Origin of the sequence: Haloferax sp. KTX1, assembly GCF_902410085.1 — an archaeon.
In the GTDB taxonomy this organism is placed as follows: domain Archaea; phylum Halobacteriota; class Halobacteria; order Halobacteriales; family Haloferacaceae; genus Haloferax; species Haloferax massiliensis.
This window is the reverse complement of sequence record NZ_CABPRH010000002.1, coordinates 1-15,589: the sequence shown is the minus strand read 5'-3', so window position 1 is coordinate 15,589 and position 15,589 is coordinate 1. Positions and strand designations below refer to the sequence as shown.

14 protein-coding genes are annotated in these 15,589 nt (G+C 69.1%); 11 read left to right on the top strand and 3 right to left on the bottom strand.

Annotated elements, in window-relative coordinates:
- The first annotated feature begins 63 nt into the window (after positions 1-63).
- Positions 64-3,012, top strand: coding sequence for an excinuclease ABC subunit UvrA (gene uvrA / locus FY251_RS04260; RefSeq protein ID WP_148413618.1), 2,949 nt, complete (start codon positions 64-66; stop codon positions 3,010-3,012).
- 133 nt (positions 3,013-3,145) lie between these two features.
- Positions 3,146-3,568, top strand: a complete 423-nt coding sequence (locus tag FY251_RS04255; protein ID WP_148413617.1) for a hypothetical protein — start codon at positions 3,146-3,148, stop codon at positions 3,566-3,568.
- A 55-nt stretch (positions 3,569-3,623) separates the two neighbouring features.
- On the opposite strand, the gene FY251_RS04250 is transcribed toward FY251_RS04255, so the two are convergent.
- Complete coding sequence (locus FY251_RS04250) at positions 3,624-5,576, bottom strand: COG1361 S-layer family protein (protein ID WP_148413616.1); 1,953 nt, start codon at positions 5,574-5,576, stop codon at positions 3,624-3,626.
- A 133-nt stretch (positions 5,577-5,709) separates the two neighbouring features.
- On the opposite strand from FY251_RS04250, the gene FY251_RS04245 reads away from it, so the two are divergent.
- The 4 genes from FY251_RS04245 (at position 5,710) to FY251_RS04230 (ending at position 9,674) form a co-directional block, all read left to right on the top strand.
- Positions 5,710-6,609 (top strand): ABC transporter ATP-binding protein, encoded by a 900-nt coding sequence (locus FY251_RS04245; protein WP_148413615.1) that lies wholly within the window; start codon positions 5,710-5,712, stop codon positions 6,607-6,609.
- Complete coding sequence (locus FY251_RS04240; protein WP_148413614.1) at positions 6,602-7,405, top strand: ABC transporter permease subunit; 804 nt, start codon at positions 6,602-6,604, stop codon at positions 7,403-7,405. The genes FY251_RS04245 and FY251_RS04240 overlap by 8 nt, the downstream gene beginning before the upstream one ends.
- A gap of 103 nt (positions 7,406-7,508) precedes the next feature.
- Positions 7,509-8,519, top strand: a complete 1,011-nt coding sequence (locus tag FY251_RS04235; RefSeq protein ID WP_148413613.1) for a sialidase family protein — start codon at positions 7,509-7,511, stop codon at positions 8,517-8,519.
- A 72-nt stretch (positions 8,520-8,591) separates the two neighbouring features.
- Positions 8,592-9,674, top strand: a complete 1,083-nt coding sequence (locus FY251_RS04230; protein WP_148413612.1) for a geranylgeranyl reductase family protein — start codon at positions 8,592-8,594, stop codon at positions 9,672-9,674.
- Positions 9,675-9,710: 36 nt separating this feature from the next.
- On the opposite strand, the gene FY251_RS04225 is transcribed toward FY251_RS04230, so the two are convergent.
- On the bottom strand, positions 9,711-10,808 hold the full coding sequence (locus FY251_RS04225) for an aminomethyltransferase family protein (protein WP_148413611.1): 1,098 nt from the start codon (positions 10,806-10,808) through the stop codon (positions 9,711-9,713).
- 139 nt (positions 10,809-10,947) lie between these two features.
- Positions 10,948-11,247: a DUF6432 family protein gene (locus tag FY251_RS04220; RefSeq protein ID WP_148413610.1), complete on the bottom strand. Its 300-nt coding sequence runs from the start codon at positions 11,245-11,247 to the stop codon at positions 10,948-10,950.
- A gap of 104 nt (positions 11,248-11,351) precedes the next feature.
- Between FY251_RS04220 and FY251_RS04215 the strand changes: the two genes are divergently transcribed.
- The 5 genes from FY251_RS04215 to FY251_RS04195 all read left to right on the top strand — a co-directional run bounded on the left by FY251_RS04215 (position 11,352) and on the right by FY251_RS04195 (position 15,280).
- Positions 11,352-12,368, top strand: coding sequence for a hypothetical protein (locus FY251_RS04215; RefSeq protein WP_148413609.1), 1,017 nt, complete (start codon positions 11,352-11,354; stop codon positions 12,366-12,368).
- Between the two features lie 70 nt (positions 12,369-12,438).
- Positions 12,439-12,819: a DUF5611 family protein gene (locus FY251_RS04210; RefSeq protein ID WP_148413608.1), complete on the top strand. Its 381-nt coding sequence runs from the start codon at positions 12,439-12,441 to the stop codon at positions 12,817-12,819.
- A 192-nt stretch (positions 12,820-13,011) separates the two neighbouring features.
- The gene (locus tag FY251_RS04205; protein ID WP_148413607.1) at positions 13,012-13,470 is read left to right on the top strand and encodes a universal stress protein; all 459 of its coding nucleotides are present in this window, start codon (positions 13,012-13,014) and stop codon (positions 13,468-13,470) included.
- Positions 13,471-13,549: 79 nt separating this feature from the next.
- On the top strand, positions 13,550-14,227 hold the full coding sequence (locus FY251_RS04200) for a TIGR00266 family protein (RefSeq protein ID WP_148413606.1): 678 nt from the start codon (positions 13,550-13,552) through the stop codon (positions 14,225-14,227).
- An 84-nt stretch (positions 14,228-14,311) separates the two neighbouring features.
- Positions 14,312-15,280: an ROK family protein gene (locus FY251_RS04195; protein WP_148413939.1), complete on the top strand. Its 969-nt coding sequence runs from the start codon at positions 14,312-14,314 to the stop codon at positions 15,278-15,280.
- The last annotated feature ends 309 nt before the right edge of the window (positions 15,281-15,589 follow it).

The following is a 15,589-nucleotide window of genomic DNA, read 5'->3' as shown; positions in this document are numbered from 1 at the left end:
CGATGCGGTTCGAACGGCCCGAACCGATGCCTATTCGGTCCTCTCGTTCCTAGAGTCGTCCGAATGAGCAAGGACTACATCGAGGTTCGCGGTGCCGAAGAGCACAACCTCAAGAACCTCGACGTTCGCATCCCCCGCGAGACGTTCACCGTCGTCACCGGCCTGTCGGGGTCAGGCAAGTCCTCCCTCGCGTTCGACACCGTCTACGCGGAGGGCCAGCGGCGGTACATCGAGTCGCTTTCGGCCTACGCGCGGAACTTCCTCGGCCAGATGGACAAGCCGAAGGTCGAGGCCGTCGAGGGCCTCTCGCCCGCCATCTCCATCGACCAGAAGAACGGGGCCAACAACCCCCGGTCGACCGTCGGGACCGTCACCGAACTCCACGACTACCTCCGCCTCCTGTACGCCCGCGTGGGCACCCAGTACGACCCCATCACGGGCGAGGAGGTCGGCGAGCAGTCCGCACAGGACATGGTCGACCAGATTCTCGAACTCCCCGAGGGCACCCGCGCGAAGGTCGTCGCGCCGGTCGTCCGCGACCAGAAAGGCGAGTTCAAAGACCTGTTTTCGGACCTCGTCTCCGAGGGCTACGCCCGCGTCGAGGTCGACGGCGAGGAGTTCGACCTCTCGTTCGAGACGCCCGAACTCGACAAGAACTACGACCACACCATCGACGTGGTCGTCGACCGCGTGAAGGTCGCGCCCGAGGCGCGCTCGCGTATCGCCGACTCCGTCGAGACCGCGCTGGAGGAGGCCGGCGGCGTCCTCAAACTCATCGTTCCCGACCCGCCCGAGGACCTGCCCTTCGCCTCCAACACCCGGTCGACCGGGTCGCTCGCCGGCGAGGGCGACGACCGCCTCGTCGTCGAGTTCTCCGAGGAACTCGGCAATCCGAACTCGTCGTTCCGCTTTTCCGAAATCGAGACGCGGTCGTTCTCGTTCAACAGCCCCCACGGGGCCTGCCCGGAGTGCGAGGGCCTCGGCAAGGCCAAGGAGGTCGACCCCGACCTCGTCGTCACCGAGCCGTCGAAGCCGCTCAAGCACGTCTTCGAGCCGTGGAGCTACAACCGGACGTACTACCGCCGCCAGCTCGACAACGTCGCCGACCACTTCGGCGTCAGCGTCGACACCCCGTTCGAGGAGCTCTCCGACGAGGTGCAGGACGCCTTCCTGTTCGGCACCACCGAGGACGTGGTGTTCGAGTGGACGACGAAAAACGGCACGCGCCACAAGGAACACCCCTTCGAGGGCGTCGTCGGCAACCTCGAACGCCGCCACGTCGAGACCGACTCCGACCGGACGCGCGACCACATCGAGGAGTTCATGGCCGTCACGACCTGTCCGGACTGCAACGGCTCGCGGCTCAAAGAGCAGTCCCGCCACGTCCGCGTCGGCGGCACGACGCTCCCCGAGGTCAACCGCATGACCATCGCGGGCGCGCTCGAACACTTCGAGGGCCTCGAACGCGACCTCTCGGAGCGCGACCGCACCATCGCACAGGAGATTCTCAAGGAGATTCGCGCCCGCCTCGGCTTCATGACCGAGGTCGGCCTCGAATACCTCACCTTGGACCGCGAGGCGGCCACGCTCTCGGGCGGCGAGTCCCAGCGCATCCGCCTCGCCACGCAGGTCGGTTCCGGCCTCGTGGGCGTCCTCTACGTCCTCGACGAGCCGTCTATCGGCCTCCACCAGCGCGACAACGACAAACTGCTCAACACGCTCGAAGGCCTCCGCGACCTCGGCAACACGCTCATCGTCGTCGAACACGACGAGGAGACGATGCGCCGGGCCGACGAAATCATCGACATGGGGCCCGGTCCGGGCAAGCGCGGCGGCGAGGTCGTCGCGCAGGGCGACTTCGACGACATCGTCGCGGCCGACGACTCCATCACGGCCGACTACCTCTCGGGCCGCAAGGACATCGACGTGCCCGACTCGCGGCGCGAGGGCGACGGCGAACTCGTCGTCCGCGGCGCGCGCCAGCACAACCTCGACGACCTCGACGTGCCGATTCCCCTCGGGACGTTCACGGCCGTCACCGGCGTCTCGGGGTCGGGCAAGTCCACCCTGATGCACGAGATTCTCTACAAGGGGCTCGCCCGCCGGATGAACGACAACACCTCCGTCGACCCCGGCGAGCACGACGCCATCGAGGGCTACGACGAAATCGAGACGGTCCGGCTCATCGACCAGTCGCCCATCGGTCGGACCCCGCGGTCGAACCCGGCGACGTACACCGGCGTCTTCGACTACGTCCGCGAGCTGTTCGCCGAGACGAAGCTCTCGAAACAGCGCGGCTACGAGAAGGGTCGCTTCTCCTTCAACGTCAAGGGCGGCCGCTGTGAGGCCTGCAAGGGACAGGGCAACGTCAAAATCGAGATGAACTTCCTGTCGGACGTGTACGTCCCCTGCGAGGAGTGTAACGGCGCGCGCTACAACGCCGAGACGCTCGACGTGACGTACAAGGACAGGACCATCGCCGACGTGCTCGACATGGAGGTCGACGAGGCGCTCGACTTCTTCGAGGCGAACTCGCAGATTCGCCGCCGCCTCCAACTGCTCCACGACGTGGGCCTCGGCTACATGCAGCTCGGCCAGCCGTCGACCACCCTCTCCGGCGGCGAGGCCCAGCGCGTGAAACTCGCCGAGGAACTCGGCAAGAAGCAGACCGGCGACACGCTCTATCTCCTCGACGAGCCGACGACCGGCCTCCACAAGGAAGACGAGCGGAAGCTCATCGAGGTGCTCCAGCGCCTCGTCGACAACGGCAACACCGTCCTCGTGGTCGAACACGAACTCGACCTCGTGAAGAACGCCGACCACATCGTCGACCTCGGGCCCGAGGGCGGCGCTGGCGGCGGAACTATCGTCGCCAGCGGCACGCCCGAGGAAATCGCCGAGAACCCCGACTCCCACACGGGCCGGTACCTCCGCGACTACCTCCCCGACGTGGACGAAGAGGGCCCGCGGTCGGACCGCCGCAAGCCCGCGAAAGTGACGAACGACGACTGAGCCGGCCGCAGGCACGGAGCCTTGTTTTCGACGGTCGCTTCGCGCCCACCGGGGAGCGACTGCCGGCGGACCTGACATTCGCCTGCCAAACTAGTCGAGAGAAAAACATTTCAAATCGCAACGCGTCATCTGTATGTGTATGTCACGCATACTCAAGACATCGGGGTTCCTCGGGCTGGCGACGATGATGGTGGTGGGGCTGTACCAGTACACGCTACTGGAATCTGGGGGCGTACCGTCGTGGTTGGTGGGCGGCCACGCGCACTTGGGCGTGCTCTCGATTCTCGCGGTCGTGATGGGCTTTGCGGTGGACGCGTTCGCGCTGACGGGGCGGCTCCGGGCGGCGGTGAGCGGGCTGTTCGTCGTCGGGCAGTGGCTGTTGCCCCTCACTATCTGGGTCGGCGTCGGACTCGGACTGTTCTTTTTGATTCCGACGACGTTCCTGTGGGGGCTCTGTCTCATCGTCTCCATGCTCATCATGGCGTGGCAGGCGTGGGTCAGCGAGCCGACGACGCCCGGCGGGATGCCGGGTCCCGCGTCGCCGGCCGACGACTGAGCGCGCGCTTCGACTTTTCTTCGGCGTCGACGATACACTCAGCGCCGCCGGTCCCTCAGCGCCGCCGGTACCACCAGTAGCCGACGCCCGCGAGCGCGAGCGCCACGACGAGCGCCGGGAGGACGGGGAACGTCGTCGCCGGTTGGACCACCTCGACGGCGACCTGCTGGGTGTCCGTCGAGAGCTGTCTGCCGGCGTCGTCCTCGTAGCTCACGTCGACGCCGACGACCTGCGTCTTCGGGACGGCGTCGTCGCTCACTTCGAGGTCGAAGACGACGAGGCGCGTCTCGCCGGCGTCGAGCCGGGGGACGAACGCCACGGCGTCCTCGCTCGAAAGCGGTTCCTCGACGGCGAGTCTGACCGTCACGTCTGTCTGCGGCGTCGACTCGGTGTTCGTCACCGCGAGGACGAGTCGGCCCGTCGAGTCGACTTCGAACGTCGCGTTCCGCGGTTCGACCGCGACGGCGGGGTCGCCGGTGCTCACCGACGCGAGCACGTCGGTCCGGTCGGCCGCGCGCAGTTCGTCGCCCGGCGGCCGGTACTCGACGACGAACGGGAGCCGGCGCGTCCCCGGCGTCGACCCCGCGGCGATGCCGATGGCGTACTCGAACCCGGTCGACTCGCCGGGCGCGAGCGTCCCGACGGTCACGTCGAGGTCCGTCGGCGTCAGCGCCGGATCCTCGGTTTCGAGGCGGAGCACCACGTCGCGGGCCTCGGTCCCGCCGACGTTCTCGACGGTGCCGACGACGCGGCCGACGCCGCCGACTCTGAGGGTGCTCTCGTCGACCGTCACGTCGAACGCCGGGCCCGCGCCGGGGTCGAGACCGGCGACGAGCGACTGGGTCTTCCGGTCGCCGCCGGGGTTGCGGAACGAGACGGCCACGTCCAGCGAGTAGGGCCGGTCGAGGGCGTCGTCGGCGACGCGGGTGCGGAAGCTCACGCGCCTCGTCTCGCCGGGTTCCCACGCGCCCACGTAGGCCTCCGCGGCGGGCGCGCCGGCCCCGAACGTCACCTCGGAGTCGGCGGAGGACACGCCGACGGTCGTCGCCGCGGCGGTCGCGTCGCCGACGTTCACGAGTTCGAGCGTCAGCGTGCCGGTGTCGCCGACGGCGACCGCGGCGTCCACGTCCGCGAGTTCGAAGTCGGCCCCGCGGGTCGGACGAACCCCGGCGACGAACGCCCGCGAGGTCCGTTCTTGGCCGTCCTCGTCGCGGTAGGTCACGGTCAGGTCGACCGAGTAGTCGCGGACGATGGCGTCGTCGGCGACGCGGGCGCGGAACTCGACGCGCTCTGTTTCGCCCGCGTCCCACTCGCCGACGAAGGTCTCCGCGGAGGCGACGCCGCTCCCGAACGTTATCTCCGGGTCGGTCGAGGTGGCGGTGACGGTCGCGTCCGCGGCCCCGACGGGACCGACGTTCTCGATGTCGACCGCGACGGTCCCGCTGTCGCCGACCGCGAGGGCCGCGTCGACCGCCCGGACCTCGAACGCGGGGCGGCGCTCGACGACGACTTCGAGGTCTCGCGTGACGGTTCGGCTCCGGTGGGTGGCGTCGACGTCGTCGCCGTCCACGAACACCGAGGCGGTGTAGTCGTAGGTGAACGTGACGGGTACGTCGTAGGTGCCGGGGCGAGCGCCCTCGGCGACGCGGAGGCGGAGCGACACCGGCCCGGAGACGCCCTCGGGAACGGTCCCGACGGGAATCTCGCCGCTGAGGACCGTAATCGGCCCGCTCGAATCCGCGCTGATGGTCAGCGCGCGGGCCGTCTGGACGAGCGCCTCGTACTCCTCGGGGCCGTCGTCCGTGACCGTCCCGCTGTTGACGACGAACACCTCGACCGCGGTCTCGGTGCCCGCGACGAGCCGGTTCTCCGGCGCGATAACCGTGAGGTCGGGCCTCCCGGCCACCTGACTGACGGCCGCGGCGCTCCCCGTTGCGCCGAGGAGGGCGGACACGACTAGTAAGGTGGCGAGGAGCGCCGCGCTCGTACGCCGGCCGCGGGGAGTCATGGTGAGGAGACCGGCGGGCGACCCCGCTTCAGTCACCGTAGATACGCGGTATGTAATCTTAACAACACGCTCGACTCTCGGTCGGCGGTAACGTCACGCAAGGGATACGTTCGGCGCGCGCCTACGTGTGAGTATGTCCGTCCCCGCCATCGACATCGACGGTCTGACGAAGTTCTACGGGGACGTTCGCGGGGTCGAGGAGCTCTCGCTTTCGGTCCCGGAGGGCGAACTGTTCGGCTTCCTCGGCCCCAACGGCGCGGGGAAGTCCACGACGATTCGCCTGCTGCTCGGCCTGCTCAAACCGACCGACGGCACGGCGCGCATTCTCGGCGTCCCGGTGGACGACCGCGCGGCCTTCCTCGACGTGCTCGGGCGCGTCGGCCACATCCCCGGCGACCCGCGGTTTTACGACGACGTGACGGGTCGCAAGACGCTCGACTACTTCGCCGGGCTCTCCGGCGACGACCGGCGCGACGAACTCCTCGACCGCTTTCCGGTGCCGCTCGACCGTTCAGTCCGGGCCTACTCGCGCGGGAACCGGCAGAAACTCGCCATCGTGCAGGCGTTCATGCACGACCCGCGGGTGGTCGTGATGGACGAACCGACCTCGGGGTTGGACCCCCTCGTCCAACAGGAGTTCTACGAGTTCCTCCGCGAGGAGCGCGACCGCGGGGTGACGGTGTTCTTCTCGACGCACATCCTCGGGGAGGTCCGCGAGGTCTGCGACCGCGTCGCCATCATCCGCGACGGTCGGCTCGTCGCCGTCGAGGACATCGACGACCTGCTCGCCCGAAGCGGGAAGGTCGTCTCGGTCCGGTCGCCGGACGCCATCGACCTCGCGGACTTCGACTTCCCGGAGACCATCGACGCGCGCATCGAACCGGACGGCTCGCTCCGACTCGTCACCTCGGGCAACTACGACGCCCTCGTGGACGCCCTCGACGGCTACCGCGTCGACGACCTCGAAGTCCGCGAGACGGCCATCGAGGACGTGTTCATGCACTTCTACGACGAGGAGTCCGCGGATGCGTGAACTCGACATCGCGGCCTTCGAGTTCGCCCGGCGGCGGCGCGGCCTCCTCGTCGTCTGCGTGCTCCTCGTGGCGACCGCGGGGCTCACCATCGCCGTCTACCCGTCGTTCGGCGAGTCCGACATCGACTTCGCCGAACTGCTGGAGTCGTATCCCGAGGAGTTGCAGTCGGCGTTCGTCGGGAGCGTCACCGACATCTCCTCGCTGGAGGGCTACCTCGTGGTCGAACTCTACCAGCTCGTCTGGCTCCTCATCGTCGGGAGCTACTTCGCCTACGCCGCGGGGTCGCTCGTCGCCGGCGAGGTCGACCGCCAGTCGGTCGAACTCGTCCTCGTCCGGCCCGTCTCGCGCACGCGGTTCGTCGTCGGCAAGTTCCTCGCGATGCTCCCGGCGGTCGCCGTCGTCGACCTCGCGCTCCTCGCGGCCGTCGTCGTCGGCGCGGGGCTCATCGACGAGGAGATTCACCTCTCTCGCCTCCTCGCGGTCCACGCCGTCGGCGGCCTCTACCTCGTCGCCTGCGTCGCCATCGGCCTCCTCGCGTCGGCGTTCTTCGGGCGGGTCCGCCGGGCGCAGGGCGCGGCCATCGGCGTCGTCTTCGGGACGTTCCTCCTCGACTCCCTGACGGTCGACACCGACTACGAGTTCCTCGGCGCGCTGTCGCTCACGCGCTATCTCGACCCCGGCGAACTCCTCGTCGCCGGCGACGTCGACTGGGGCGGCGTCGCCGTGCTCGTCGCCGTGACGTGCGCCCTCGTCGTCCTCGCGGCCGAGGTGTTCGAGCGACGCGACCTGTCGTAGTCGTCGCTGCGGTCCCGGACGCGATTCCTCGCGCGGCCCGCGCGAGTGCCGCGAGCCGCCGCCCGGCACCCGCGCTTTTCACCGCCGAGCGCCTACGTCCCCCATGCACCTCTACGCCGCAGCGAACGGCGCGGTCCTCGCGGTCTCGGGGTCGTCAGAGGACTTCACCGCCCGCCGGCGACTCGACGAGCACCGAGTCGAGTGCGTCGCGGCCGACCCGCGCGCGCCGACCCGAGCGTTCTGCGGGACCTTCGACGCCGGCGTCTTCCGAACGACCGACGGCGGCGCGTCGTGGCACGCGGTCGGCACCGACGCGCTCCCCGAGTCGGTGACGAGCCTCGCCGTCTCCCCGGCCGACCCCGACGTGATTTACGCCGGGACCGAACCCTCGGCCGTCTTCCGCTCCCGCGACGGCGGCGAGACGTGGGCCGAACTCGCGCCGCTTTCGGACCTCGATTCGGCGTCGTCGTGGGCGTTTCCGCCCCGCCCGCACACCCACCACGTCCGCTGGATAGAAGTTGATCCGACCGACCCCGACCGACTGTTCGTCGCGGTCGAAGCCGGGGCGTTCGTCCGGTCTCTCGACGGCGGGGAGACGTGGCAAGACCGCGTGCCGTCGAGCAAGCGAGACACGCACTCGATGGCGACGCACCCGGACCGACCGGGCCGCGTCTGGGTCGCCGCGGGCGACGGCTACGCCGAGACCGACGACGCGGGCGAGACGTGGACGACGCCGACCGCGGGGCTCGGCCACGGCTACTGCTGGAGCGTCGTCGTCGACCCCGCGGACCCGGCGTCGGTGCTCCTGACGGCCGCCTCCGGGCCGATGCGCGCCCACCGTGTCGAGTCCGCGGAGGCGTACCTCTACCGCCGAGCGGCCCGCGACGGCGACGGCGGCGGCGAGTCGTGGGAACGCCTCGACGGGACCGGCCTTCCGACCGGACCGGGCGCGACGCGGGCGGTCTTGGCCGCCGGGCGAACCGGCGGCGAGTGCTACGCCGCGAACGACCGCGGCGTCTACCGGACGACCGACTTCGGCGACTCGTGGGACCGAATCGACGTCCCGTGGGACGGGACGCGGCGGACCGCGGCGGGGCTGGCGGTCGTCGCGTAGTCGGGGGTTTCCGTCGGGGGTCCCCTCGCCCGAAGCGAGAAGATTCATTGGCCGTCGCGGCGACGCCCCACTATGTACGATTTCGCCGTCGTCGGCGTCGGTCCCGCCGGCGCGCGGTTCGCCCGACGCGCGGCCGACGCGGGCTACGACGTGCTCGCGCTGGAGAAAGGCGAGGTCGGGACGCCCCTCGCGTGCTCCGGCCACGTCAGCACCGACATCTGGGAGTACGTCCCCGACGAGGCGCGCGACCGCCTGTTTCAGAACCGCATCTACGGGGCGAACTTCCGCGTCGGCGGCCCGAACTCGAAGGCCTACCCGTTCTACAAGCAAAGCGAGGTCTCGAACGTCATCGACCGCGTCGAACTCGACCGCACGCTCGCCGACTGCGCCCGCGAGGCCGGCGCGGACGTCCGCGAGGGCCACACCGTCACCGCCGTCGAGGAACTCGACGACCGAGTCCGACTGACCGTCAGCGTCGCCGGCGAATCGGGGACCGTCCAGTTCGAGTCGAAGATGGTCGCCGGCTGCGACGGCCCGACCTCGCGGGTCCGCCGGGCGCTTTCCCTCCCCGAACCGTCGGAGACGCTCCACGGCGTCCTCGCGTTCGACCCCGAGCCGGACGACGGCGACTTCGTGGACGTGCACCTCACGGTCCCGCGGTTCTTCGCGTGGCGCATCCCCCGCGGCGACGCCGGCGTCGAGTACGGCCTCGCGGCCCCGCCGGGCGCGGAGGTCAACGAGATGTTCGACGCGCTCACCCGAACCTACGACGTGGAGACGGAGCACTTCTGTTCGGGCGCGATTCCCATCGGCCCGCCGGACCGGGCGACGACCCGGCGGGCGTTCCTCGTCGGCGACGCGGCCGCCCAGACCAAGCCGTTCACCGGCGGCGGCATCCTCTACGGGATGACCGCGGCCGACATCGCCGCGTCGACCATCGACCCCGACGACCCCGAGACGCTGTCGGCCTACGAGTCGGCGTGGCGCGACGAACTCTCCCGGGAGATTCGGCTGGGCCACCTCGTCCGCCGGTGTTACTCCTTTCCCGAGTGGCTCCAGCGAGTCGGCCTCCGGTCGCTGTCGGGCGAAATCGGCGTCCACATGGACAAGCCGAGCTCGTTCTTCTCGCGCGAGCACCTGAAGAAACTGCTCTGAGGCGGCCGGGAGCCGCCGGTCGCACGATTGTCGCTCCTAGTTCTCGCCCGGATACGTCGGAATCCGCGCCGACACCGCGCTCCCCTCGACGAACGGGAGCGGCTCGCGGGTCGCGCCGACGCGGTCGCCGTCGACGGCGACTTCGAGGGCGTCGGTATCGAGGCCGTAGTCGACGAGCGCGAAGCCGATGGGCGCGTCGAGCATCGGGCTCTCGACGGCGCGGGTGACGGTGCCGACCGACTCGCCGTCGGCCGAGACCTCGGCACCGGACTCGGGGAGTGCGTCGGCGCGGAAGCCGACGAGCCGGCGCGAGGGCCGCCCGCGGTTTTCTATCTTCGAGACGAGTTCCTGGCCGACGAAACAGCCCTTGTCGAAATCGAGGGCGTTGCGGACGCCGACGACGTTCGGGACGTTGCCGCGGAGTTCCGACTCGAAAAGCGGCGTGCCGGCCTCGGCGGTGAGGCTGTCCCACGTCTGATAGCCGACGGGGACCGAGGGGTTGCCGTAGAACAGGAGCGCGTCGAGCACGTCTTCGGCGTCCTTCGCGCGGCAGATGACGTCGTAGCCCTCCTCGCCGGTCGGGTTGTCGGAGGCGACGACCGTGACGCCGAGTTCGCCGCCGATAGAGCCGCGGACGAAGGAAAGCTCGGGCTCCGGCGCGCCAGCCCCCGAGAGGATGCTCGCGACCTTCTCGGTCGACTGCGGGCCGTGGACGCCGAAGACGCCGAACTCGTCGGAGGCGTCGCGTATCTTGACGCGCTGGAGGAACGTCTTCGAGCGCCACTCCTCGACGAGCGGTTCCGCGCGGTCCCGCGGGGTGAAAATCAGCAGTCGCTCGCCGGCGTTGTAGACGTACATCTCCGTCTCGATGCGGCCGTCGGGGTCGAGAAGCAGGGCGTAGACGCCCTCGCCGTCCTCGTCGGGGACGGTGTTGGTCACCGCGTTGTCGACGTAGTCGACCCTGTCTTCGCCCTCGACGACGACCACGCCGTAGCCGTGTTCGATGACGCCGACGCCGTTTCTGACGGCGCGGTGGGTCCGCTCGGGGCGGCCGTAGTGGCTCACGACCTCGATTCCGCCGCGCGTCTCGAACGTCGCACCGTGTGCCTCGTGGATGTCGGCGACGAGTGTCATTACCCCCCGTTTCGCCTTCGGCGCGTAAAACCCTCCCACTCCCGGACGACTCGCCCGGCTTTCGGTCGCGGGCCGGCGCGGCGTCGGTCGCTCGTGGCGCGTGGAAGTCAAAACGAGTCTGTGCCCCGCCTCGGTCCGCTCAGAGTCCGAACCGCTCGCGGAGTTTCTCGAACAGCGACGCGTCCTCTTCGACGGCTTCGCTCGGGTCCGGAACGACGCGCTCGTCGGCGTGGATGAGCACCCGCGTGTCGGCCTCCTCGACCACGATGAGGTTCTCGTCTTTGAGCGCCGAGAGCGCCTCCTCGATGGTGTCGATGTCGGCGTCCACGGCGGCACGGAGTTCGAACACCGTCATTCCCTCGTCGTGGCGGTCGACGAGCGCGTCGAGCACCGCGACCTCGATGTCGCGGCGGTTCCGAAACTCCCGCCTCGCTCTCATAGCGGGTACATCGTTCGCCTCCTGTTTACTTGTACCGCCCGTCTGACGGGCGTCGGACGGGCAGGGGGTACCTTTTTGTTTCCGAATCCCGGAATCCTCGCGTAATGGGACTTACTTGCCGTCTTCTCGGGCACTCCTACGGAGACGCCGAGACGGAACGGGAGCGCGAGGAACGCGGCGACGAGGTGGTCGTCTCGATTCGGGAGATACAGGTCTGCTCGCGGTGCGGACAGGAACAGATAATCAGCGAGAACAAGGAGGTCACGGCCATCCGAACGCCCGAGGAGGTCGGGATGACGGAGGGCGAAGTCGAGACCGCGGCCGCGGGCTTCGAGCCGGCGAAGCCACAGCCCGGCGCCTCCGAGGGCGAGGACGCCGCCATCGAGACGGCTCCGGACGCGGAGACGCGGGCCGGGATCGACGCCGCCGAAGCCGACGCCGCGGGCGACACCGAGGCGGACGCCGGCGCGGACCCCGCGGCGCAGCAGCCGGCCGAGGCCGCGAACGCCGCCGACGCCCAACCGGCCGCCGAGTCGGACGCGGGCGGCGACGCCGGTGCCGCCGACACCGGGACCGCCGACGCCCCGGCGGTGACCGACGACGGCGTCATCCTCGACGACGACGAATCGCAGTCGGAACCCCGCGACCGGACGCAGTGGCCCGACGAGGTCGACGAGGTCGAGACCGACGACCCGACGCCGCCGGCCGACGGCGACGACGCGGAGTTCATCGACGCGGACGCCGACGCCGCCGAGGCGGAGTCGGAACAGCCCCGAGAGCGAAAACGCGGTGCGTGGCCCGACGCGCCGGGCGACGACGAGGGCTGGAACGCCCAGCCAGACGACGGAGAGCCCGTCTCGGTCTCGTTCGGCGGCGGGCTGACACCGGAGGAGAGCGCCCCGCAGGGCCGGCAGTCGAACGGCCAGTACGTCGAGGCGGAAGACGAAGACGATTTCGTCCGCGCCGACGAGTCGAACGTCGGCAACGAGGCCCCCGACGACGCGGTCGAGTACTACTGCCCGAACTGCGGCCACGCCCGCGGCGCGTCCTCGTCGTCGATGCGGGCCGGCGACATCTGCCCCGAGTGTAAGAAGGGCTACATCGCCGAGCGGGAATCCTGACCGCGCCACGGCGTCACAGGCGTCGCGGAGTCGCGAAACAGGTAAACCGTACCCTGTCGAAAAGGCGTCCATGAAGGAGTACAAGATGCGTCGTGGGGAGACGCTCGAAGAGCGAATTCCGGACATGAAAGCGACGGTCGAAGACTACTTCGGCCCCATCACCGGCACCGAGGAGTTCAAGGGAAGCGACCTCTACGTCGTCGGCGAACCCGACAATCCCGTGTTCACCCGCATCGTCGCCGGCGCGGTCAAGTACAGCGGCAAGAAGGACAAGCTCGCGGTCAACTTCGAGGAGGCCGACCCGGCCGACCTCGCTCCCGAAGACCTCGAAGCCGCGGGCGAGGCCGTCAGCGCGAAAAACGACTTCCTCCTTGAGGCGACGGGCCGCGACGCGAAGTCCCGCCGCGACTCGATGAAGCGCGCGGTCGAAGACGACGCGCCCGACGTCTGAGCCGTTCGACGCGCCCCGATTTTCTCGCGTACCCGCCCGTCGAGCGGCCGCGCCGCCGGCGAAACGTACATAGTGTTAGCACGTGACGCTCCGGCTGACAGCGACCTCGCCAGCCACGAACACGAATTTTTATTTCGATTGTGAGTAAAAATCTCCGGCACGGTTAAGTGATGCCGGGGCGAACGGGTTGGTATGGCTATCGAAACTATCCTGCTCGCGATCGGCGCGGGCGACGCCGACCGAATCGACAGACTCGCCGAAGAGACCATCGACGTGGCCGGACCGACCGGCGCGACGGTCGTCATCGGGCACGTCTTCACGAGAGACGAGTACGACGACGCGCTCGACAACCTCGATTTCGACATCACGGCCGAGGAGGTTTCGGCGGACGACGTGGCCCGACGGCACGCCACCGTCCGCGAACTCACGCGCCGCTTCGACGAGGCGGACGTCGACTACGTCATCCACGGCCGGGTCGGCCACCACGGCGAGAAGCTCGTCGAACTCGCGGGCGAGGTCGACGCCGACCGCCTCGTCGTCGGCGGTCGGAAGCGCTCGCCGACCGGTAAGGCCGTCTTCGGGAGCGTCGCACAGGAGGTCATGCTCGAAGCGCCGTGCCCCGTGACGTTCGTCCGCGCGGACACGAAGTGACGGTCCGCGGGCGGCGCGAGCCCTGATTTCCCCGGCTCTCGCAGGCAACTACATATCTTAGCGCGCCGTCAGCTTCCGCATGGACCACTCCATCGACTACCGCCCGTCGTTCGCCCTCCTCACCGTCTCGCTCGACGAGGGCGAGTCGCTCCGGTCGGAGGCCGGCGCGATGGTCAGCTACTCCGACGGCATCGATATCGAGACGAACGCGAACGGCGGCCTGTTCGGGTCGCTCAAGCGGAGCGTCCTCGGCGGCGAGTCGTTCTTCCAGAACACGTTCAGCGCGCGGCAGGCGGGGGAGGTTTCGTTAGCGCCCCCGCTGCCGGGCGACATCGTCCACCACGGTCTCGCCGACGAGACGCTGTACGTCCAGTCCGGGTCGTACCTCGCTTCGGACCCCGGTCTCGACCTCGATACCTCCTTCGGCGGGGCGAAGACGTTCTTCGGCAGCGAGGGGCTGTTCCTGCTCAAACTGACCGGCACCGGCGACTGTTTCCTGTCGAGCTACGGGGCCATCCACGAGGTCGAACTCGGCGACGGCGAGCGCTACACGGTCGACACCGGCCACATCGTCGCCTTCGACGAGACGACGGACTTCTCGGTCGAGCGCGTCGGCGGCCTGAAGTCCACCCTGTTCAGCGGCGAGGGACTCGTCTGTACCTTCACCGGGCCGGGGACCGTCTGGACGCAGTCGCGCAGCATGGACTCGTTCCTCTCGTGGCTCATCCCCAAACTCCCGACCAACAACTCCGCGTGATCCCGAACCGAGAGTTACATCGCCGCGAGTAAATCTGCCGAAAATCCCGCTTAGTTAAGTGGTGGGCGCATCCCTATGGGAACGATGGCGTACTACGTGGGCGTCGACCTGGGGGCGACGAACGTCCGTTCCGTGGTGGGCGACGACGAGGGGACTATCCTCGGGGAAGCCCGTGACAACACACCGCGCGGCCCGACCGGAATCGCGGTCACCGAGGCGGTCCTCGGCGTCGTCCGCGAGGCGTGTGCCGAGGCGGGCATCGATCCGAGCGACGCGGTCGCGGCCGGCATCGGCGCGATCGGCCCGCTCGACCTGGCCGAGGGCGCGGTCGAGAACCCGGCGAACCTCCCGGACACCATCGACCGCATCCCGCTGACCGGTCCCCTCTCGGTGCTGTTGGAGACGGACGAGGTGTACCTGCACAACGACACGAACGCCGGCGTCATCGGCGAGCGGTTCCACTCCGACCGCAACCCCGACGACATGGTGTATCTCACCATCTCCTCCGGTATCGGCGCGGGCGTCTGCGTCGACGGGCACGTCCTCGCCGGGTGGGACGGCAACGCCGGCGAGGTCGGCCACCTGACGCTCGACCCGAATGGCTTCATGACGTGCGGGTGCGGCCACAACGGCCACTGGGAGGGCTACTGCTCGGGGAACAACATCCCGAAGTACGCCCGCGAACTCCACGAGGAGGACCCGGTCGACACCGCGCTCCCCGTCTCCGACCCCGATTTCTCCGCGGTCGACGTGTTCGAACACGCCGGCGAAGACGAGTTCGCCGACCACATCATCAGCCAACTGGGCCACTGGAACGCGATGGGCGTCGCCAACATCGTCCACGCGTACGCGCCGCTTATCATCTACGTCGGCGGCGCGGTCGCGCTCAACAACCCGGACCTCGTGTTAGACCCCATCCGCGAGCAGATGAGCGAGATGGTCATGTCGAACATCCCCGAGATTCAACTGACGACGCTCGGCGACGAGGTCGTGGTCGAAGGGGCGTTGGCGAGCGCGATGACCGGTGGCACCGGTGACCGGTCTCGACTGTGATGTCGAGACGACTCACCGGTGGTAGCGCAGGCGGAACTGGCGACCGCTCGCGGCTGTAACTCGTCGCTTCGTCGCCTCGTCGTCGAATTATCTCGATTGATACTCGGTGGCGCAGTCTTATAACCCCGGTCGAGAAACGCGATGACGTGCACCCGACGACGCCGAGTCATTCGGCGCATCGGTCGGCGCGTTCCCGTTCTCGTCGAACCGCACGGTGCACGGGCGTTCCACCGGAAGCCTAGAACGGGACCGGTCGACACCCCCCACCACCATCGTCGACCGACCGACGCGGGCGGGGTAACCCACACC

Excerpts from the sequence above, each read along its gene's own strand:
- uvrA (WP_148413618.1), top strand. The coding sequence starts at position 64 with ATGAGCAAGGACTACATCGAGGTTCGCGGTGCCGAAGAGCACAACCTC.
- FY251_RS04255 (WP_148413617.1), top strand. The coding sequence starts at position 3,146 with ATGTGTATGTCACGCATACTCAAGACATCGGGGTTCCTCGGGCTGGCG.
- FY251_RS04250 (WP_148413616.1), bottom strand. The coding sequence starts at position 5,576 with ATGACTCCCCGCGGCCGGCGTACGAGCGCGGCGCTCCTCGCCACCTTA.
- FY251_RS04245 (WP_148413615.1), top strand. The coding sequence starts at position 5,710 with ATGTCCGTCCCCGCCATCGACATCGACGGTCTGACGAAGTTCTACGGG.
- FY251_RS04240 (WP_148413614.1), top strand. The coding sequence starts at position 6,602 with ATGCGTGAACTCGACATCGCGGCCTTCGAGTTCGCCCGGCGGCGGCGC.
- FY251_RS04235 (WP_148413613.1), top strand. The coding sequence starts at position 7,509 with ATGCACCTCTACGCCGCAGCGAACGGCGCGGTCCTCGCGGTCTCGGGG.
- FY251_RS04230 (WP_148413612.1), top strand. The coding sequence starts at position 8,592 with ATGTACGATTTCGCCGTCGTCGGCGTCGGTCCCGCCGGCGCGCGGTTC.
- FY251_RS04225 (WP_148413611.1), bottom strand. The coding sequence starts at position 10,808 with ATGACACTCGTCGCCGACATCCACGAGGCACACGGTGCGACGTTCGAG.
- FY251_RS04220 (WP_148413610.1), bottom strand. The coding sequence starts at position 11,247 with ATGAGAGCGAGGCGGGAGTTTCGGAACCGCCGCGACATCGAGGTCGCG.
- FY251_RS04215 (WP_148413609.1), top strand. The coding sequence starts at position 11,352 with ATGGGACTTACTTGCCGTCTTCTCGGGCACTCCTACGGAGACGCCGAG.
- FY251_RS04210 (WP_148413608.1), top strand. The coding sequence starts at position 12,439 with ATGAAGGAGTACAAGATGCGTCGTGGGGAGACGCTCGAAGAGCGAATT.
- FY251_RS04205 (WP_148413607.1), top strand. The coding sequence starts at position 13,012 with ATGGCTATCGAAACTATCCTGCTCGCGATCGGCGCGGGCGACGCCGAC.
- FY251_RS04200 (WP_148413606.1), top strand. The coding sequence starts at position 13,550 with ATGGACCACTCCATCGACTACCGCCCGTCGTTCGCCCTCCTCACCGTC.
- FY251_RS04195 (WP_148413939.1), top strand. The coding sequence starts at position 14,312 with ATGGCGTACTACGTGGGCGTCGACCTGGGGGCGACGAACGTCCGTTCC.